The 19,324-nt window shown below is 64.9% G+C and carries 19 protein-coding genes; 12 read left to right on the top strand and 7 right to left on the bottom strand.

The window, feature by feature from the left end:
• Window positions 1–4 precede the first annotated feature (4 nt).
• Window positions 5–799: a transcriptional repressor AgaR gene (gene agaR, locus AC1DMQ_RS00460; protein ID WP_477031578.1), complete on the bottom strand. Its 795-nt coding sequence runs from the start codon at window positions 797–799 to the stop codon at window positions 5–7.
• Window positions 800–1,262: 463 nt separating this feature from the next.
• Here agaR and AC1DMQ_RS00455 point away from each other — a divergent pair, with 463 nt between their 5' ends.
• Window positions 1,263–2,189: a GAF domain-containing protein gene (locus AC1DMQ_RS00455; protein WP_477031577.1), complete on the top strand. Its 927-nt coding sequence runs from the start codon at window positions 1,263–1,265 to the stop codon at window positions 2,187–2,189.
• A gap of 29 nt (window positions 2,190–2,218) precedes the next feature.
• Window positions 2,219–2,416, top strand: a complete 198-nt coding sequence (locus AC1DMQ_RS00450) for a hypothetical protein (protein ID WP_477031576.1) — start codon at window positions 2,219–2,221, stop codon at window positions 2,414–2,416.
• A gap of 611 nt (window positions 2,417–3,027) precedes the next feature.
• On the opposite strand, the gene AC1DMQ_RS00445 is transcribed toward AC1DMQ_RS00450, so the two are convergent.
• Window positions 3,028–3,540, bottom strand: a complete 513-nt coding sequence (locus AC1DMQ_RS00445; protein ID WP_477031575.1) for a recombinase family protein — start codon at window positions 3,538–3,540, stop codon at window positions 3,028–3,030.
• A 54-nt stretch (window positions 3,541–3,594) separates the two neighbouring features.
• Here AC1DMQ_RS00445 and AC1DMQ_RS00440 point away from each other — a divergent pair, with 54 nt between their 5' ends.
• From AC1DMQ_RS00440 to AC1DMQ_RS00425, 4 genes are all read left to right on the top strand, one after another.
• On the top strand, window positions 3,595–4,881 hold the full coding sequence (locus AC1DMQ_RS00440) for an ISNCY family transposase (protein ID WP_477031574.1): 1,287 nt from the start codon (window positions 3,595–3,597) through the stop codon (window positions 4,879–4,881).
• Between the two features lie 283 nt (window positions 4,882–5,164).
• Window positions 5,165–5,815 carry a hypothetical protein gene (locus tag AC1DMQ_RS00435; protein WP_477031573.1) on the top strand — a complete coding sequence of 217 codons (651 nt, stop codon included), beginning with the start codon at window positions 5,165–5,167 and terminating at the stop codon, window positions 5,813–5,815.
• A gap of 567 nt (window positions 5,816–6,382) precedes the next feature.
• Window positions 6,383–7,054: a hypothetical protein gene (locus AC1DMQ_RS00430; RefSeq protein ID WP_477031572.1), complete on the top strand. Its 672-nt coding sequence runs from the start codon at window positions 6,383–6,385 to the stop codon at window positions 7,052–7,054.
• Complete coding sequence (locus tag AC1DMQ_RS00425) at window positions 7,051–8,814, top strand: hypothetical protein (protein ID WP_477031571.1); 1,764 nt, start codon at window positions 7,051–7,053, stop codon at window positions 8,812–8,814. Before AC1DMQ_RS00430 ends, AC1DMQ_RS00425 begins: the two co-directional genes overlap by 4 nt.
• A gap of 164 nt (window positions 8,815–8,978) precedes the next feature.
• On the opposite strand, the gene AC1DMQ_RS00420 is transcribed toward AC1DMQ_RS00425, so the two are convergent.
• Window positions 8,979–9,605 carry a site-specific integrase gene (locus tag AC1DMQ_RS00420; RefSeq protein WP_477031570.1) on the bottom strand — a complete coding sequence of 209 codons (627 nt, stop codon included), beginning with the start codon at window positions 9,603–9,605 and terminating at the stop codon, window positions 8,979–8,981.
• A gap of 647 nt (window positions 9,606–10,252) precedes the next feature.
• Here AC1DMQ_RS00420 and AC1DMQ_RS00415 point away from each other — a divergent pair.
• Window positions 10,253–11,356 (top strand): PAS domain-containing sensor histidine kinase, encoded by a 1,104-nt coding sequence (locus AC1DMQ_RS00415; RefSeq protein ID WP_477031569.1) that lies wholly within the window; start codon window positions 10,253–10,255, stop codon window positions 11,354–11,356.
• 21 nt (window positions 11,357–11,377) lie between these two features.
• On the opposite strand, the gene AC1DMQ_RS00410 is transcribed toward AC1DMQ_RS00415, so the two are convergent.
• Entirely contained in the window at window positions 11,378–12,286 is a 909-nt protein-coding gene (locus AC1DMQ_RS00410; RefSeq protein ID WP_477031568.1) for a LysR family transcriptional regulator, read from the bottom strand.
• Window positions 12,287–12,355: 69 nt separating this feature from the next.
• Between AC1DMQ_RS00410 and AC1DMQ_RS00405 the strand changes: the two genes are divergently transcribed.
• Entirely contained in the window at window positions 12,356–13,450 is a 1,095-nt protein-coding gene (locus AC1DMQ_RS00405) for an oxidoreductase family protein (RefSeq protein ID WP_477031567.1), read from the top strand.
• A 20-nt stretch (window positions 13,451–13,470) separates the two neighbouring features.
• Here AC1DMQ_RS00405 and AC1DMQ_RS00400 read toward each other — a convergent pair whose 3' ends face one another.
• Window positions 13,471–14,394 (bottom strand): LysR family transcriptional regulator, encoded by a 924-nt coding sequence (locus tag AC1DMQ_RS00400; RefSeq protein ID WP_477031566.1) that lies wholly within the window; start codon window positions 14,392–14,394, stop codon window positions 13,471–13,473.
• Between the two features lie 291 nt (window positions 14,395–14,685).
• Between AC1DMQ_RS00400 and AC1DMQ_RS00395 the strand changes: the two genes are divergently transcribed.
• The gene (locus AC1DMQ_RS00395) at window positions 14,686–15,117 is read left to right on the top strand and encodes an OsmC family protein (protein WP_477031565.1); all 432 of its coding nucleotides are present in this window, start codon (window positions 14,686–14,688) and stop codon (window positions 15,115–15,117) included.
• 43 nt (window positions 15,118–15,160) lie between these two features.
• On the top strand, window positions 15,161–15,790 hold the full coding sequence (locus AC1DMQ_RS00390; protein ID WP_477031564.1) for a pyridoxamine 5'-phosphate oxidase family protein: 630 nt from the start codon (window positions 15,161–15,163) through the stop codon (window positions 15,788–15,790).
• A 44-nt stretch (window positions 15,791–15,834) separates the two neighbouring features.
• Here the strand turns inward: AC1DMQ_RS00390 and AC1DMQ_RS00385 are convergent, their stop codons facing one another.
• On the bottom strand, window positions 15,835–16,515 hold the full coding sequence (locus AC1DMQ_RS00385) for an isochorismatase family protein (protein ID WP_477031563.1): 681 nt from the start codon (window positions 16,513–16,515) through the stop codon (window positions 15,835–15,837).
• Window positions 16,516–16,815: 300 nt separating this feature from the next.
• On the opposite strand from AC1DMQ_RS00385, the gene AC1DMQ_RS00380 reads away from it, so the two are divergent.
• A complete protein-coding gene (locus AC1DMQ_RS00380) occupies window positions 16,816–17,574 on the top strand; it encodes an alpha/beta hydrolase (RefSeq protein WP_477031562.1) in 759 nt (252 codons plus the stop codon).
• 91 nt (window positions 17,575–17,665) lie between these two features.
• Window positions 17,666–18,640 carry an alpha/beta fold hydrolase gene (locus AC1DMQ_RS00375; protein WP_477031561.1) on the top strand — a complete coding sequence of 325 codons (975 nt, stop codon included), beginning with the start codon at window positions 17,666–17,668 and terminating at the stop codon, window positions 18,638–18,640.
• Between the two features lie 33 nt (window positions 18,641–18,673).
• Here the strand turns inward: AC1DMQ_RS00375 and AC1DMQ_RS00370 are convergent, their stop codons facing one another.
• Window positions 18,674–19,273, bottom strand: a complete 600-nt coding sequence (locus AC1DMQ_RS00370; RefSeq protein WP_477031560.1) for a winged helix-turn-helix domain-containing protein — start codon at window positions 19,271–19,273, stop codon at window positions 18,674–18,676.
• Between the last annotated feature and the right edge of the window lie 51 nt (window positions 19,274–19,324).

The following is a 19,324-nucleotide window of genomic DNA, read 5'->3' as shown; positions in this document are numbered from 1 at the left end:
GGCGTCAGGCCTTGTAGAGGCTGATCCCGAGACGCTCCGCGGCCTGGTCGATATAGTCCGGCGCGGCGGCGTCGGTGATCAGGATGTCCAGGTCGCCGACATCGATGATCCGGTGCAGGCAGACCTTGCCGAACTTGGACGCGTCGGTGACCGCGATGACCTCGCGCGCCGTCTCGACCATCTTGCGGTTCAGTTGCGCCTCGGCTTCGTGGTGCGTGGTGATGCCGCGCTCGACGTCGAAGCCGTCGACGCCCAGGAACAGCTTGTCCAGCAACAGGTCGTCCAGCGCCGCGACGGTCTGGGCGCCGTAGAAGGCCATGTTGCGGCGGCGCAGTTCGCCGCCCAGCATGACGATCTTGATCTTTCGCTTCTGGTTGAGCACGCCCAGGACATCGAAATCGTTCGTGACGACGGTGATGTCTTCCTCGTCCGGCAGGAAGCGGGCGATCTGCAAGGTCGTCGTGCCGGAATCAAGCATGATGGAGTCGCCGGCCTTGACCATTCCGGCGGCCAGCTTGCCGATCCGTTCCTTCTCCTCGGTGTGGCTGACACGCTTGGTCTCGATCGCCGGCTCGGCGCCGGCGTTGACCACTTCGGACGAGATGGCGCCGCCGTAGGCGCGCGTCGCCACGCCGCGTTCCTCGAGGTAGTGCAAGTCCTTGCGGATGGTCTGCATCGACACGCCGAAAAGTTCGGACAGAGGCGTGACCTGAACGCTGCCGCGGCTGCGGAGCATGGCCGTGATTTCGCGGCGGCGTTCAGACGTATCGCGCATCACCTTCACGGAGCCATCCGCCATAAACCGCATCTCCTTCACCGAACCGCGACCGCGGTACGGTTTCGGTATAGCGCGCAATAGCTTGCTTTCTAAGCACTTCGTCGTCAACGGAAGGACAAATATACCGGTCGCGACCTCGTCACGGCGAGGCCTTGTCCCTGCGAGTTTCGCTTTCAGGCGCAAACGAAGGTCGACATGGCGGCGACGTCCCTGTCGGGCGCGCGCTTTCCGAGAACCTGGAGTTCCGCCGCCGGCCGAAGCCGCCGACTTCGGAAGCTGACTTTCCCCGCCAACTCTAGCCGAAGCTGAAACCCCTTCGACCAAATAACTTATGGTTGCTGCGACCACGAATCTCGTGTGTTCTGATGGTTCCGGGGGGAAACATGAAACCAGAGAGACGCTTAGCTCGCATCGGCGCGCTTTTCATCAAGAGCGCCGAGGCGCAGCTATTTGCGTCTAGAGTCGTGAAATACGCCCTTGTGGCGTGGGCTCGCTGCTTGCTGGTTCGTGTCAGTTCCTGGACGACCCCACCAGCGGCGTCGCCTGGAACAAGGTCTTCGGCATCATCGGCGTCATCATGGCCTTCGTCGGCGGCGTCTGGACAATGCGATCCGAAGTCTACGCCCCCAAGGCGCTCGAGGAGGCGCGGCGCGCTGTCGAAGAAGGCCAAGCGGCCTCTCTGCAAGCCGACAAGATCCGAAGGCAGCTCGAAAGCACATTCGAAAGCCTGCGGGGCGCGGCCCGCCAAGGGCGCGAACTCCTCGCCCTTGCGCGGACCTCCATCGAGATCGCTGAACGACTGAATATGTCACCGATGAGCCATGAGGACAGGCTCAGAAAATTCCTCGAGTCCGCCGAAAGGGTGTTGCTGGCCGCAATGCGCGTGACGGGCGGGGAGCGGTGGACCATTTCGATCTACGTGCCCAACGGACAGCAGTTGGTTCGAATTGCCGCGACCTGCGCCGATCGGCCAGACGCCAAAAACAAAGGCCGCCCTTGGATGGTCGGCCAGGGCTTTGTGGGGGCCGCATTTCAAAGCAACCGGGAAATCGTACTGGGCAATGCTCAGACGCCTGACATCATAGCTATCCTGAATGTGCCTGAGCCAAATCGGTCGGTCGCCGATGCGTCGCGATATCGCTCCGTCGCGGCGATCCCTGTTCGTGTCGGGGAAATTAAAGATCCCCCGTGGGGCGTCGTGATTGCAACGAGCAACGTTCAAGGACGCTTTGACGTCGTGCAGGGATCGGGCTCTCTGAGCGCCGACGCGGTTCGCATCTTCGGACTTGCGGTTGCATTGATCGCATCGTGCGGCCATATGGCGAGCGACGATATTTCTGCCGCGGCTGCGCCAAAGCCGCAATCTGGGCGCAAGCCTGGAACACGTGGCGGCAAGACAACTCGACCTTAACGGTTGCTAGATAGAGGAGTAGTGTGGAAATGCCGTTCGACGTGGAGCACCTGCCGGTGTCGGAGATCGAGAAGATCGACCGCGAACTTGAAGCCGCCATCGAGCGTGCGGTCGACGGCGAGGTGGGCGGCGACATCGGCCTGATCGCCGATCTGAACAGCCTGCGCGTTGACCTCAGCGAGCCTCCCGAGTTTGCTGCGATGGAGCGCCTGCTGGCCGCGCTCTAGAGCTCGCGCCGATCAATCAATCACTGAACGATGCGGCCCAGGCGACCTTATGCCGCCGGCGCTTGCCGATTCGCATCAGGGTCCTCACGCGGTCGGCAGCGCTTCAAAGGTGTCGGCGGGCCGCGTCACGCCGGACCGAGCGTTTCGAGCCGACATCCTGTAGAGATGAAGTCGGAACTTCGCGCCTTATTTAATATTTTCAATGAGTTAATGTCGGGCCAACCTAACAGCGGCGCACCGCCCCGTTGAATTCAAAGGGTCGGCGCAATTCGCCAACTTAACGCCCCAACCTAAGAGCGGCGCAATCGCGCCGCCGCCCACCTAACAACGCCGCAACAGGGAGCTTTAGGAGCGGCTTCGCTCCAATGCGACGATAGGGCTAGTTGGGCTTGTCAAACCGAAGCAGCACCCAGCGCAAGGCGAAGCAGAAGAAACCGGCCGCGATAAACCCGCCCGCTACCTGCGCCCAGTTGCCAAGGAGTTCAGTGATCATGAGGTGAAATTACCACCTTCTCTGTCGGGCGAAAATACTCGCGCGAACCTGTTTCCAGGGGCGCTGAGAGATCCAAGGCTTGCGTCTTGAGAGCGGCCCGGTCCACCACACCAGGCGCTCACAGATCTGCGCTGCATGAGATAGATTCAGCCAACGCGGCCTTTGCAGCTGAGAGGATCCGACTGATCGTCGGGTCGCTGACTCTGTACAGGCGCGCCATCTGCGCGGCTGTCTTACGGCCCGACAGCACGTTCTCGACCACGTCACCGCGTTGGACCGGCGACAGCTTTGGCCGTCGCCCACCGATGCGCCCGGCGGCCCGCGCCTCGGCCAAACCGGCCATGGTGCGTTCGCGGATCATCGCCCGTTCAAACTCGGCAAAGCTGCCGACCATCTGCATCATCATCCGCCCGGCCGGCGTGGTGGTATCGATGGCCTCGGTCAGCGACCGGAAGTCGGCTCCTGCCGCCTCGACCTTGTCGAGGATGTGCAGCAGATCCTTCAACGACCGCGACAGGCGGTCGAGCTTCCAGACCACGACGACGTCGCCGGGCCGCAGATGGTCAAGCATCCGGTGCAGGTGAGGGCGGTCCCAACGCCCGCCTTTGTAGCGACCGGATGAGAATGTCACCCCCGTGCCAGTTAGGCATGTCACCCTTCCAGCGTGTTGTCTGGAGGGCCTGGGATGGCGGTTCGGAGCATGAGCGACAAGGAACTGGCGCGGCTGGAGGTGCTGCGCGATCTCGATAGTCAGCGACTGACAGCGGCCGCCGCCGCCCAGCTCCTGGGCGTCAGTCGAAGGCAGACGCTGCGGCTGCTCAAGGCGCTGCGGACCTGCGGCGTCGAGGGTCTGATCTCCAAGCAGCGCGGCCGGCCGAGCAACCGGCGCAAGCCCGACGACGTGCGCGCCACGGCGCTGGCGCTCATCGGCCAGCGCTACGCGGACTTTGGTCCTACGCTGGCCGCCGAGAAGCTACGCGAGCTGCACGGCATCAGCCTGGGCCGCGAGACGGTCCGCGCCTGGATGATCGCCGCCGGCTTCTGGCAGGAGCGCAAGAAGCGCCGCCGCAAGATCCACCAACCGCGCTACCGGCGCGACTGCGTCGGCGAGCTGATCCAGATCGACGGCAGCGAGCACCGCTGGTTCGAGGATCGCGGCCCGATGTGCACGCTGCTGGTCTATATCGACGACGCCACCAGCCGGCTGATGCACCTGCGGTTCGTCGAGACGGAATCGACCTTCGCCTACTTCGCCGCGACCCAGGGCTACCTGGAGAGCCACGGCAAGCCGGTGGCGTTCTACAGCGACAAGCACTCGGTGTTCCGGGTCGCCAAGGTCGGCGTCACCGGCGACGGGATGACCCAGTTCGGCCGCGCCCTGCACGCGCTGAACATCGAGATCATCTGCGCCAACACCAGCCAGGCCAAGGGCCGCGTCGAGCGCGCCAACAAGACGCTGCAGGACCGGCTGGTCAAGGAGATGCGCCTGGCCGGCGTCAGCACCCTGGAGGCCGGCAACGCCTTCCTCCCGGTGTTCCTGACCGACTACAACGCCCGCTTCGCCAAGCCGCCGGCCAACGCCAAGGACCTGCACCGGCCGATGGGCCCGCGCGACCGGCTGGAAGACGCCTTCAGCTGGCAGGTCGAGCGTACGCTGTCGCAGTCGTTGACCCTGCAATACGACAAGGTGCTGTTCATCCTGGACCCGACCGAGGCGGCCCAGGCGGCGATCGGCAAGCGGGTCACGGTGGCCGACTACCCCGACGGGCGCCTGGTGATCAGCTACCAGGGAAGCCCCCTCTCCTACCGGACCTTCGACAAGATCCGGAAGGTCACGCGCTCAAAGAGCAGCGAGCCGCCCTGCCCCAGGCCGACCAGTCCCTTTCAAAAACCCATTGCCATACGATTCACGAGCGAAAGAGGTTTGCGGAAGACGCCAGCCCTTTGCCAAGGCGTCAGCGTCGAGCCTTGAGCAATCGGCCGATTGTGAAAGCCCGTCAGAGCCTCGCCCGCCTGCGGCGCGCTCGGTAGCAAGAGCAGCGAGCGGCCAGGTCCGCGCTGCGGTCGCCGGCCGGGCTCTGCGCGGTGTGAGGGCTCCGCGCCCGCCCGCCGCCCGCCCCACACCTCATCGGAGGTGGACATCTCTATCTGGCGCAAGCGAGGACATTTCTGTTCGGGCTGGACAACTAGCATCAGTTGACGACTGGCTCGAACCCCGCGCTGGCGCTAGACAGCCAAGACGGGCAAGGCCAAGCTTGTCGCTTCTGTGGGGCTTGCTTGTGTTGGACGCTCAGTCGCCGATCGGTAAATTTCTCGCGTTCTGCAGCTTAGCGACTGCCGGGTGCTTTGGGGTTAGCGCGCTGGCTAACGGCGCCTTCTTTTGGATAAGCTGGAAGATCAGCTATTTCAGGATCGCCAATCCGGGCGATGTGGTCATGGGCGGCTTTGCTCTCTTGGTCCATTTCCTTTGGATCTTTCTAGCTGCTTCTCTCTTTCTCAGCCTCTGCAGATCTGCCGCCCAGCAAGGCGTGGCTATGCTTGGCGTGCTGGATCAGCGCCGCCTTTCGATCCGGGAGCTCATGGCCGAAGCGGCGGAAGAGCGCCGATTTGGCTTCTGGATGGCGGTATTTATCTCCTTGTTCCTCGCCTTACCGGTAGCATTATGGGGAAGGGCCGCGTGGGATCGATCCATCTGGGCGTTGCTGAAAGAACCTATCGAGCAGCCAATGATCTATCGAACGGGCCTACGGGTCGCTGCGGAAAGCACCCCTATCTCAGGATGCAGTAAGGCCGATATCCTCTGGATGGGATCGAGCTCCGCGGTGCTGAAGTGCGAGCAAGGCATGCGCGTTATTCATAAGCTGGACGCGCTAGTGACCGAGCCCGTGGGCGACGCAACGCAATAGCGCGACAACCATCATTCATCCCACGACCGTCACCCTAGTTCAGCCGGCTCCAAAGGATGGGTGTGCGACCCATCAGCGGGCCCAAGAGCCGCCTACCTCCGCGCGGCCTCCAACTTCGATTGAAAGCGGACATCAGGCCCGTCGAACTGAACGGTCAGGGCGCGCCAACTGCTGCCTTTGAGCCAGCTCCGGGACCAACATTCGCCGACTAGATCCGCGCAAGGCGCAGCGCGATTGGCGTCTCTCAGCACGACCCAGCCAGCGCTCCAAAATCCTGAATACGGTGGGTTTGGTCGGGGTTCATTCAGTGGAGTGAGCACCGTGACCTATAGCCACCCGATGAGAGAGTCCGACCGGATATCAGCAGCCTCAGGCGACGGGCAGCTCGCGCCAATAGCAGACGTTGGCTTCGCTTCAGATTCCGGACGTTGAATCGACAGACTCAAATGGGATGCGCCCCCGCATCAGACATGTTGTCTGCGCGACTAGCATCGGCGTTGACGGACGCGTCCCTGATCGTCCACCTAAGGCGCCTGAGGGACCATCGTTATACGGCCAGGAGGGGCGATGCGGTTTCGTGGATTTTGGGCTCCGTTGCTGATGGCCCTGGGGCTGGCCCTGACGGCCGGCGAGGCCGCCGCGCAGACGTCGCGAGACAAGGTTCTCTACCTGGCCTGCTATATGTTCACCCCCGGCGGCGACGGAACAGCTATCGCTTTCATTCCCCACACGACGACGGCCGGCGTGCTGGGCCGCATATATCCGGAAAGCAGGCTGACCGATTCGGGCGTCATCGCCGCCCGCGGCTATCGCACCTCACGATGCGCGTCGTTCGACACGGCCGAACAGGCCGAGGCCTGGTACCGGGCGAGCGGCTATCTTATCCTCAACAAGTTCGGCTACCCCAAGGGCTTTTGGCCGGATGCGCCGGCTCCAGCGCCGCCGTCGGGCGATATCGCGGGCATGGGCGCCGCCAAGGGGTCGGCGAAGACCGCCCCGCCGCCGACCGCGCCTTCCAAGGCGCCCGCGCAGATCAGCAAGCCCGCCCTGACGATCAAGACCGACACCAGCCTGCGCGACGCCGGCAAGGTCTGGGACGAGCAGGTGAAGAAGACCCTGGCCGAGGAGGCCAAAAAGAAGGTCGAAACCGCCGCCAAGACCGCTCAGGCCAACGCCAAGGCCAAGGCCGATGCGGAGGCCTTCTTCAAGGAGCGTCGCAAGCAGGGGCGCGCCCAATGAGCCGTCTCGTCTTCTTCGCGGCCGCCGCAACCGCCACCATCGCCGTCGCGAGCGCCGCCCAGGCCCAGGTCCTGACCGTCGCCCTGAAACCGATGGCCGCAGCGCCCGTGGAGCAGCAGGCGACCACGGTGCTGAAGGGCGGCGCGATCTGCATCAAGCAAGCCCTCACGACGGGCTCCGAGACGCGCCGCGCCTTCACGACCGGCGACAGCGACACGCGCCTGCGCGAGGAGCTGACAAAGACTGGAGTGGTGGTGAGTTCGTCCGGCTCGGCATCCGTCGAGGTGTCTGGGGTCGCTCGCGTGTCGCTGGTGGATGTCTGCCTGCCCATGATCGGCTTCGCCAACACCGACACCATCAGCGGCCAAGTCGAGGTCGCGGTGGAATGGACACTGACCGACCGTGCGACCGGGGCCGAGATCGGGCGGCTATCCACCCGCGAGACCGTGGAGCGCAAGGGCGCTTCGGGCGGGCTAGCCGGCATGGTCGCCGAGGCCTTCGCCGCCAACGCCCGGACGCTGGCGGCCAACCCGGCGCTGCGGGCGGCGGCGGCCCGGCCGCCGCTGGCGACGGCGAAGCTCGATGCGGTTGAGCCGCGCGACCCTGCCGTGCGCCCCATCGCCCCCTGGCGCAAGACGACGGCGAAGACCCCCCACGTGATCACCGCGCCGCAGATCGTCGAAAGCGATCTCGACATGCTCGACAACGGCGACAGCCTGAACCAGACCGAATTCTTCGCCGTCCCACTTGAGGCGGGCGAGACGCTGCGGCTTGAGATTCTGGAGGCCTCTAAGAGGATCGTTCTTCTCGTCGCCAATTCCAAAAATCGCTACGTCGCCGCAGCCGACCAGAGAAACCCCGAGCGTCAACTCTCTATGACGTCCAAGGAAGCGGGGACCTATGTCGTCAGCGTCTGGTCGAAGGGCGATCCGCCGGCCACGCCCTATCGGCTGAAGATCGACACCGATCGCCGGCCTTACGTCAAATGGGAGCCGCCGCGCCCGTCGCCGCCTCCCGCCAAGCTCATGACGGTCGAGGCGCCTGTGCCGACCAAGCCCGCCGCGCCCGTGACAAAGCCCGCGCCCAAGCCTGCGCCTCCGACCCTGCCTAAGTTCACCCCGCCGCCGGGCGTGCTGCCCGCCGAGGTCGGCAAGTCCGTCGCGCGGCCGGCCGGCAAGGTCGGGGCAGCCGTGGATCTCTTCGCCTTCATTGGCGAATCCGGCTCGGTGCTGCAGGTCAGCGCCGGCGCGCCCGGGGCCGGCGGCCACGCCATCACCCTCTATACGCCCGAGGGCAGCGAGATGCTGCAGGCCGACGGCGTCGACCTGACCAAGCTCAGCGCGGTCTTGCCCAAGGACGGAATCTATCTGCTGGCGGTCGGCCGTCAGAACGCGGCCAAGCCCTACAAGCTGACCCTGGCGGCAGAGTCGCCGGATCTCTTCCAGTGGAGCTTCCGCAATGCGGCCGGCTACAACGTCTATGACGCCAAGGGCGCCATTTCCTTTTCCACCTGCTGGACGGCGCCGGGCTCGACCCTGCAATACAAGTTCGCCAATGGCCTCACGGGTACGCTCACCGTCCAGCGCGGTGGGGCCGGTCGGTGGGAGCTCGCCGGTCAACCGGCCAGGCCCTTCACCACCCAGCTGGCGGCCGGCGTCTTCGTGCGAACCTACGAGCACGGCGCCGCCACGCCGGACTCCTGGGCCCTGGACGCGCCAGATTCTGACACCGGCGCCTATCGTGGTTATCTCTGCCGATGAGTGAGATGGCTCTGCCACAGCGGTGGCTAAAATGCGGGGTCCAACGCGCGCTAAGCTGCGCATGCGCCACTAGCGGACCTTGGGGCAGCTCCAGGAACACGACCTTCGCAGGGTTTTGCATGGAATGATCGCCCGTCGCTGACATGCTGCTTGAGGCGTGTAACCTACAAGTCGATTGCCTCGGACATCTCGAGCGCGTCGTCGACCTCGATGCCAAGATATCGAACCGTACTCTCCAGCTTCCGGTGCCCGAGGAGAAGTTGGCAGGCCCGCAGGTTGCCCGTTTTCTTATAGATCAGCGCGACCTTCGTTCGTCTCAGGCTATGCGTTCCATAAGCCCGCGGCTCAAGCTCGATCATCGACACCCACTTACCGACAAGTCGGGCGTACTGTCGGGTGCTGACGTGCCCGCCCGGTCGGCTGCGGCTGGGAAACAGCCAGTCGTCGTATCGTCGGCCGCGAAGTTTGATCCAGGTGGCCAGAGCATCGCGCGTCGGCTCCGTGATCTCGAAGGGAACGGGCTGACCCGTTTTCTGCTGGATGATCGTCGCACGCGCTCGGATTAACCCGCCGGGCGCCACGTCGCTGACGCGCAACTTCACGAGGTCACACCCTCTAAGCTTGGCGTCGATCGCGCAGTTGAACATCGCCAGGTCGCGCACTCGCCCGTTAGCTTTCAGCTGCTGGCGAATTCCCCAGATGTGCTTTGGTTTGAATGGCGGCTTGGGGCCGATGATGCGGGCAGTATTCCAAGGCCGCTTAGGCGGAAGGAAGAGGTCAAATTGAGCCATGTTCGCCTCCTGCGAATTGGCCACATCCCTCGCCTCATTCTACCACGTTCAGCCCGGTACATTCAGGCGCCGCGGAGCGGCCTATAACGCTCATCCGGTTTCCGGACATTAGCTCGCCGACGACAACGGCGATCTACGACCCTAGACGGACGTTGGCGTCCATGACGTGAATTGACGGCCTTTTGACTCGTTGCCGCCTTTGAAGGGCCGCGTGCCGGCACGCTCTAAGCCCATGCTATGCAAATCAGCGCGTCTGCCGTTGGCCGCCAATGGGGGGAGACGAACCGCGCTTTCCCCGCCGCTCAGGAAGGCGTTATTCCAGGCGGCCGAAATCCACAACCTCACAAGCCATAACCTGGAGGAATAGCGGCGGCCCGATAGCTGTATTTCACCGGCCTTAGAAATCGCGCCACAGTTGCGTGAGGGTCGAGGTGTCGCCGTCCAAGAGTTTCAGGTCATCGGTTCATGGTTGGCAGGGGCGGCGATGGCGGCTTACGGGCCCCCGCCAACACCCCGGGAAGATAGACCCTTCTGTCGCCGCATGCAGGACAGCGACGCGGCGAGGTCGAGACAAGTTCGGAGGACGATGCATGCACGGACTTCTGGGGGGCTTTGGCCCAGGCAACGGCGTCAGGGCGCAAGCGACCATGAGCAGCCTGAGCGACGATATGAAGCCTCGCGGCCGGGCTGGAACCATCAGGCCGGCGGAAACCGCGTCCTTCCAGGAGCGATCCCTCCCGACGCGGCCCTCGCATGTCGCGGCCGGATCGCCGGACATCGTCCTGCTGGACGACGGCGGGCGGATCGTGGAGGTCAACGAGGCCTGGCGGAACACCTTCGCTGTCCAGGATGTCGCCCTGCGCGACGCGGGGATTGGCGCCCTCTACGTCGATGCGATTTGCGGCCTCCTGCCTGACCTCGACCGTCCGGCGCTCGAGTTCAGCCTGCGGCGCCTGCTGTCGGGCGACGCCGAAGACGTCCGACGCACCTATGCCCAATGGACCGTCCGCGGCTTGTGCTGGCGTCAGATGCGGATCACGCCGCTCTCGGTCGGCGCGAACGGCCGTTTCCTGGCGATCCATGACGATTTGACGGAGATGGTCAGGATGCAGGAAGCGCTCCGGGCGACCTCCGAGGAGCTGCTCACCGCCAGGGACGACGAGCGTCAGCGCATCGCCGTCGAACTGCACGACTCCACGAGCCAGAATCTGGTCGCCGCCGGCTTTGGCCTGGCGCGCTTGCGACGGGCCGTATGCCTGGGCGATTTGGCCGCGATCATCGACACTGTCGAGACGTCGCTGAACGAAGCCCTCAAGGAGACGCGGACCCTTTCCTACCTGATCGAGCCGCGCGACCTTGGGCCGGACGGCCTGTCGGCCAGCGTGCGCCAGTTCGTGGAGGGCTTTGCCAGGCGGACCGGACTAAAGGTCGTGCTGGAGGCGGACCGGGTGGTCGATTGCATTCCTCCACCGCTGCGGCACACCGCGCTGCGGATCATTCAGGAAGCCCTGCTGAACGCTCATCGGCATGCGCAGGCGCGCTGTGTGTCGGTCGAGCTTGGCGTCGTCAACGGCCGGCTCACGGTGTCCGTCGCGGACGATGGCCGCGGCATGGGATCGGGTCAGGGCGATCCGGTTCTTGGCGTGGGCATCCCCGGCATGCAGGCCCGCGTCCGACAGTTCTCCGGCCATTTGACGATCTCGAGCGATGAGTCCGGGACCAGCATCGTGGCCACGCTTCCGCTGGCGTGAAGCCGCGCGTCCGCGGCCGGCTCAGCCGCGCAGATCCTGCCGCTCTCGCTGGATCGCCTCGCCCAGTTCGACGGCGTAGCTCGTGATCTTGGCCAGGATGGGCGAGAAGCTTGCGGCCTGGGTCGTGTAGCAGCCGTAGCCCTGCACAGCCGTCCACGCGACGTCCAGCCGCACCAGCGTCCCGGCGCGAATGGCTTCCTGGACAAAGAAGGATGGGGTGATCAGTGCCGCATGCCCCGCCAGTACGAGCGGCATGAGGGCGTCGAAGTCGTTGGCCGTGTAGGAGTCCAGACCGCCCGAATCCGCCGCCTGCCCCAGGAACGTCGAGGCCGTATAGGCCGGAGAGCTCGGCCCCGCACAGGGGAACTCCGCGAGGCGCTCGATAGAGATGGAGCGCTCGGTCGCGAGCGGATGGGTGGGGGACGCGACGAACACCACCTCGGCCTGCATCGTTTCGACATAGGCCAGGGCGCTATTGGACGCGTCTGTGGGGCAAAGCACCAGGTCGAGCTCGCGCGTCTGAACCAGCGGAAGCAGGCGGTTGCCGGCGCCGAGTTCGATCTGCAGGCGTAGATGGGGGTGGGTCTCGACTATCTTCAGCAGCAGCCGGGGCAGCAGCGTATCCTTCAGCAGGGTTCCCACCCCGATCCGAACGGCGCCCGCGTCGCCCCCGGCGACCAGGGCGGCGTCGCGCGCCAGGTTCCGGGTCGCGGCCATCACCCGCTCGGCGCGATCGGCGATCATCTCGCCCATCGGCGTGAGCTCCGAACCCGTCGAGGTGCGTGTGAAGATGGTCAGGCGCAGCTCGTTCTCGAGCTTGGCCACGCTCTTCGAAAGCGCCGGCTGCGCCATGTTCAACGCCTCGGCCGCTCTGGCGAAGCTGCCGTGATCGCGAATGGCGAGTATCTGCCGGAGGTGGCGGATGTCCATGTGTACAGCTAAGGCCAATCTGGGGGATAGTCATGCTCTTCGGAGCACTCGACTGCGACAAGGGCGGTAATGATCGCAATCCCGGACGACGTGCAGCAGATCAGCCCCGATTGGTTACGCGCGTCGGTTCAGCCGCCCGATGTCGCGACCTTCTCGAACTTGGCTTCCATCAGAGCCGAACGCCTTGGCGAGGGCGTCGGCATGGCGACCGACCTCCATCGGCTTCACCTCGGCTACACACCGGGCGCGACGTCAGGCCCAGCGACACTCGTCGCGAAGATGCCCTCCAAGGTCCCCGAAGTCCTGCAGATCGCCCGTGCCTGGGGCCTCTACGAGCGCGAGGTGACGTTCTACCGCGACATCTCCTCAGTCGTCGGCCTACGCGTTCCGAAAGCGTACGTGACGCAATTTGATCCGGAGACCCACCGCTTCGCATTGGTCATGGAAGACCTTTCGCCGGCCGCCGACGGCGACCAGATTACCGGCCTGTCCCTTGAGCGCGCCCGGCTAGCCCTGGACGCGCTAGCCGATTTGCACGCCCGATGGTGGAACCGGCCCGAGCTGGCGGCCCTGGAAGCTTCCATCCAACCGTTCGGCGAAGGCCCTTGGGCGGGGACCGGCCCCCGACTCGCCGCCGCTTGGCCTGCCTTCAAGCCATTCCTCGCCGGTCGGGCGTCGCCGACCCTGATCCGTGTCGGCGAGCGGATGGCCCCGACCATCGAGCGCTTGATGATCGATGTCGCCAAGCCTCCGCGAACGCTCTGCCACGGCGATTTCCGCGCCGATAACCTGATGTTCGCTGACAGCCCCGACGGTGCGACTCTTGCGACGATCGACTGGCAGGTCGCCCTCCAGGCTCGCGGCGCCGTCGACGTCAGCCAGTTGCTCTCAATCAGCGTCACCACGGACCTGCGTCGCGCTCACGAGCCGGCCCTGCTGCGCGGATACTACGACAGGTTCCTAGCCGGCGGCGTGGAGGACTATGGCTACGACGCGTTCTTCGAAGACTATCGCCGGGGGCTCCTTGTCGTTTTCTTCTATGTGATCCAGTCGGGCAGCGCGAATGACCTGACCCACCATCGGGCCGAGGCCCTGTTCGACAGCGCGGTCCGGCGGCTGGACGCCGTGGTTCAGGACCACGGTCTGGAGGCGCTCGTCGACTAACGACCGGCCCGCCCCATTTCCTAGGTTTCGTCGAACCGGCCGCTGACCGCGCCCCATTCATCGCGAAGCTGACAGCCGATCACGCGGGCCTGCTCACGTATCTCCCGAACGATGGGGGAATGGCTGGCGCCGCGCGTGGTCACGACGTGGTACTTCTGATCGTACCGCTGCTCCAAATCCAACACCACGACCTCGCCGGTCTGCAGATAGGGTCGCACGACGAACGACGGCGCGAAGAGAGCAAGGTCCCCGCGCATGACCAGGGGCAGGAGCAAGTCGTAGTGGCTGGCCGTGTAGATTCCGAGGTTTTCGTTTTCGAACCCCAGGTTCTTGGCGTTGCTGGAATTTGGCGATAGCGCGCCGCCGCACTTGAATTCCGACAGGCGTTCGATGGAGATGCCCCGTTCCTTCGCCAGCGGATGCGAAGGGCTGGCCACGAACACGGAGGCCGCTTCAAGGACGGCTTCGGAGACATAAGCCGTCTCCGACGGGTCCGGCGGCTGAGCGACAAACACGACGTCCAGCTCGCGCGCTTCGAGTTGCGGCAGCAGACGGGCCGCGGGGGCGACCTCGGCGTGGATCCTGAGATTGGGATGTCGGCTGACGACCCATTCCAGCAGCGGCGTCGCGAACGCGGTCCAGATCGACGACGAGAATCCGATCCGCACGATCCCCGTCTCGCCACCCGCCAGCAGAGCGGCGTCACGCGCCAGATTCCGGGTTTCGGCAATCACCGCGTCGGCCCTGTCGACGATCAGCTCGCCGATCGGAGTCAGATTGGTCCCTTTGGCCGTGCGGTCGAAAAGCTTGAGCTTCAAGCTGTCCTCGAGACGGGCGACGCTCTTCGACAGGTTGGGCTGGGACACGCCCATGGCCTTGGCCGCCTTGGCGAAGCTGCCGTACTTGCGAATGGCGATCACCTGCTTCAGGTGTCGGATGTCCATAGCCCACGCCCCGCTGGCCTTTGGCAGTCCGTCGCCGCCACTGGCGTTCGCGGATGATATACGGATTTTCCCGCAAGACACGGGTCCGCAGCCCACCCTTCGCCGCCGATCTATAGGTCTGCATAGCAGGCTGGGTGGCGCCAGGAGCGGACCTTGGGGTCGCTCCAGGAAGCTGACCTTCATTTGCTCGCTTCAGGATTCGCCTCGCCGTCCTGGAAAGCCGCTTTCGTTCAAGCCAGCGGCGCTTGATCATGGCTCCCTTGAACGCTTTCGAAGCTGAAGGAGAACCCAATGAAGATCGTCAGAACCGGTTCGGCCGCGTGGAGCGGCGGGATCAAGGACGGCAAGGGATCGATCTCGACCGAGAGCGGCGCTCTGCAAGCCTACCCCTACGGTTTTGCCAGCCGGTTCGAGGGGCAGCCCGGCTCCAACCCCGAAGAGCTGATCGCCGCAGCCCACTCGGCCTGCTTCACCATGGCCCTGTCGCTGGTCCTCGGCGAGGCGGGGTTACGCGCCGAGCAGATGGACACCTCCGCCAGGGTTACGCTCGAGCAAATCGATGGCGGCTATGCGATCACGGCCTCGCACCTCACCCTCAAGGCCAGGATCCCCGGTGCGGATCAGGAGACTTTCGAGAAGCTGGCCGCGGGCGCAAAGGCCAACTGCCCGGTCTCCAAGCTTCTGAAGGCCGAGATCACCCTGGACGCGGCGTTGGTCGACTAAGGACCCGCGCCCGCGTCGGAGCGTCTGCGATGAGGGATTGTTCGTGAGCCGATACAGCTTCCTGGATCTCGCCACCTCGGCGAGCGTGAGATCGGCCCAGGCAGAAATGGGCGTTGACCATCTGTGGACGCCCGGGGAAGTCGATCGACAGTTTGAGGCGCTCACCGAGAACGAAGAGGCCTTCATCGCCGCGCGCGACAGTTTCTACATGGCCAGCGTCTCGCAAAACGGCTGGCCCTACGTTCAGTATCGCGGCGGACCGACCGGCTTCCTGAAGGTCATCGACGAGACCACGCTGGCCTTCGCGGACTTCCGCGGCAACCGCCAGTACATCAGCGTCGGCAATCTGGACGCCAACGACCGCGTGGCCCTGATCTTGGTCGACTATCCCCGGCGGGCCAGGCTCAAGATTCTGGCTCGTGCCGAGCGCCTCGCGCTTGATGCCGATCCCGCGCTCCTGGAGAAGGTCGTCGATCCCAGCTATCGCGCCAGGCCGGAGCGGATCTTTCGACTGCGTCTGGCGGCCTTCGACTGGAACTGTCCTCAGCACATCGTTCCGCGGTTCACTGAAGCTGAAATCGCCCGAGCGGTCGAACCGCTGCACGAGAAGCTTGAGGCGCTGGAGGTCGAGAACCGCGCGTTGCGGGAGAGCCTTGACCAGACCCAGCGCTGAGCGCGTAGGAGGGTCGCCCTGGTCGAGGCGCCCCTCCTACGCCGCTAGACGGCGGCCTTGGCCGCGGCCTGCGCCGTTTGGAAGCTTTCCATGACCGCCGCGTAATTTGGCGCCGCCAAGCCATAGAGCTTGGCAAGCTCCGCGGCCTCGGGGCGCGCCCAGGTGCGATGCATCTCGCTGAGCAGCGCGTTGGTCGATGTCGGCTTGACCCCGCCCTGCACGAAACGGGCTAAGCTCGTGCGCGAGGCCATTTCGCTGGGATCGCCGGAGGCGTCGACCACAGCGTAGACCTCGTAACCGGCCGCACACGCGTCCAGGGCGGGGAACATTACACAGACGCTGGTCCAGACGCCGGCCATGATCAGGGTCTTGCGGCCGGTGGCTTGCACCTGGGCGACAAAGTCACCGTTGTCCCAGGCGTTCACCTCGCCCTTCCGCGGCACATAGACGGCGTGCGGCGCCAGCTCATGGATTTCGGGCATCAGCGGGCCATTCGAGCCGGTGGGTTCGGAGGCGGTCGTGATCACCGGGATGTCCAGCAGGCTCGCCAGTCTGGCGATCATCTGGACATTGCGCCGAAGGTCCGCCACGGGGATGTCCTTGACGGTCTGGAACAGGCCCGACTGGTGGTCCAACAACAGGATCACCGCATCGGCGGGGTCCAGAAGCGCAGCGCCGCCGCCGGTGGGCAAGACGCTCGATTTTTGCTTCGGCGACGTCGTCATCGGATTTCCTCAAGATTTTCCGCGCACGGATCGGCGCCGCTGAGGGGCGCTCTGTGCTAGAGGATAATATTTCATCCGAACCGTCAAAGCGAGTAAAGCGTCGTAAATTCTCGTGAAAACACAATGAAAAGAAAAATTATATCAGTTCACATGATCCAGAGATAAAATCTCTCATCCTCTTTTTGGGAAGATAGTGCACATGATGACCAATATTTACCACACATAACCCTCGCAGTGGTCTTCAATGGACTATCCATCAGCCAACGCCCGCTCGGGCTCGGCTGCACGATGGAGACCACAATGAAGCGCGCCCTAGTTGGAATGATCGCGGCCTTGGCCACCTCCGCGGCCACCGGCGCGGCCCTCGCCGCCGAGAAGCCGGTTTCGATCGTGCTCGTGCACGGCGCCTTCGTCGATGCGTCGGGCTGGCGTCCGGTCTACGAGCTTCTGTCGAACAAGGGCTACCAAGTCCTCATTGTCCAGAACCCGACGATCACCCTGGAGGGCGACGCCACGGCGACCCGGGAAGCCATTGCCCAAGCCCGGCACCCAGTGATCCTCGTCGGCCATTCCTACGGCGGCGCGGTGATCACCGAGGCCGGCGTCGACCCCAAGGTCAAGAGCCTGGTCTATCTTGCCGCCTTCGCGCCCGACGCCGGCGAGTCCGTGCTGCAACTGGCCAGCACGCCGGTTCCAGGCGCGCCGCCCGCGCCCCTGCTGCCGCCCAAGGACGGCTTCATCCAGATCGATCCCGCGAAGTTCGCGGCGGCCTTCGCCGCCGACGTCGACCCGGCGATCACCCGCTTCATGGCCGCCTCCCAGGTTCCGTGGGGGCTCGGCGCCGTGGGGGCAAAGATCAGCGCGCCGGCCTGGAAGGCCAAGCCCAGCTACTATCTGCTGACGACCCAAGATCTGATGATCCCGCCCGCCGCCCAGCGCGCCATGGCGGTGCGGGCCAGGGCCACGCTCGTCGAAACGACCAGCAGCCACGCGGTGATGCTCTCCAAGCCCGGCTACGTGGCCGACTTTATCGCGATGGCGGCCGACGCAAGCCGGTAGTGGCGCCGCCCGCCGATCTCGGCGCGCCCAAGAGCGCGGCGAGGCCCCTCACCCCCCGAAAACCCCAACCCCGAAAAACCGAGGAGACCCTATGACTCGACTGCTCACGTCCCTGGCGCTCGCCGTCGTCACCCTGACGGCCGCGCCCCACGCCCTGGCCGCCCCGGCCCAAAAGGCCGCGGTCACGCGCCCCGCACCCCCGGTGATCCACTACCGAACGACCACGATCGACGGCGTGAAGGTGTTCTATCGCGAAGCCGGTCCGGCCGACGGTCCGGTGGTGCTGCTGCTGCACGGCTTTCCCACGTCGTCGCACATGTTCCGCAACCTGATCCCGCTGCTGGCCGACAAGTACCGGGTCATCGCTCCGGACTATCCGGGCTACGGTCAGAGCGACGCGCCTGACCCGGCCAAGTTCGCCTATACTTTCGCCAACCAAGCCGACATCGTCGACAAGCTGGCGACCCAGCTGGGCGCCAAGCGCTACACCCTCTACGTCATGGATTACGGCGCCCCAATCGGCTACCGCCTGGCGCTGAAGCATCCCGAACGGGTCAGCGGCCTGATCGTCCAGAACGGCAACGCCTATGACGAGGGCCTGCAGTCGCCGTTCTGGGATCCGATCAAGGTCTACTGGAAGGATCGCTCGCAGAAGAACCGCGACGCCCTGAATAACCTGGTCACGCCGGACATCACCAAGTTCCAGTACACCGACGGCATGGGCGACGTGGCGCGGATCAGCCCCGACAACTGGGTCCACGACCAGGCGCTGCTCGATCGGCCGGGCAACCGCGACATCCAGCTGGACATGCTCGGAGACTACGGCTCCAACGTGCCGTTCTATCCGGACTTCCAGAAGTTCTTCCGCGATCGTCAGCCGCCGACACTGATCGTATGGGGCAAGAACGATAAGATCTTCCCCGAGGAAGGCGCTCACCCCTATCTGCGCGACCTGCCCAAGGCTGAGATCCACATCCTCGACAGCGGCCACTTCGCGCTGGAGGACCGCCTCGACGTCATGGCGCCGCTGATCCACGACTTCCTGGACCGCAAGGTCGTCAAATAGGCTTGGTGGCTAAGCGTTCGATGTCCGCGAGGCTCACCGCGTCGCGGACATCATACGTTGGGGCTGGGCGAAAACGCCCTCGATCCACACCTCGTCACGGGCGGTCAGCTCAATGCACAGAATGCGGCGCGGCGTCGCCGATGCCGCGCCCACCTCCGCCTCGCCGGGCATGTCGATAACCACGGAGCGCATCGCCTGGGTCAACAACGCGACGATATCTTGGAAGCGACCTTCCAGCGGCCCGACAGCTGCGTGTCGGGCCTCGTCGACCAGCGCTTGGCGCCCCATGCTCGCCAGCGCCGTCGACGCGTCGCGACACTCGACAGGCGCGATAAACCGATAGCCTCGACCGTTCACGGTGGCGATGTACCGGGCCAGGCCGGCGTCGTCGTCGAGCGCACGGCGCAAGGCGGCGATATGGACCTTGAGATTTCCCTCAACGACCGTGGTGCTGGGCCAGGCCTCTTCGAGCAGTTCGCGCTTGCTGAGCACTTCGCCGGGACGCTGAACGAAGGCGGTCAGCAGATCCAGGGCCCGGCACCCGATGCGAACGGCCTGGCCGTTTTTCAGCAGTAGTTGGCGCCGCGGGATGAAGAGATATTCGCCGAAAGCGAAGCTGGGAGCGTGGGTCATGAGCACGCGGCTCCGTTCGGCAGATCCACGCCGCCCGCATCGCGGCGGTGG

The organism is Caulobacter sp. 05L422, from assembly GCF_056397765.1.
Note: the sequence above shows the minus strand (reverse complement) of the source record. Positions and strands in the feature narration are given on the sequence as shown.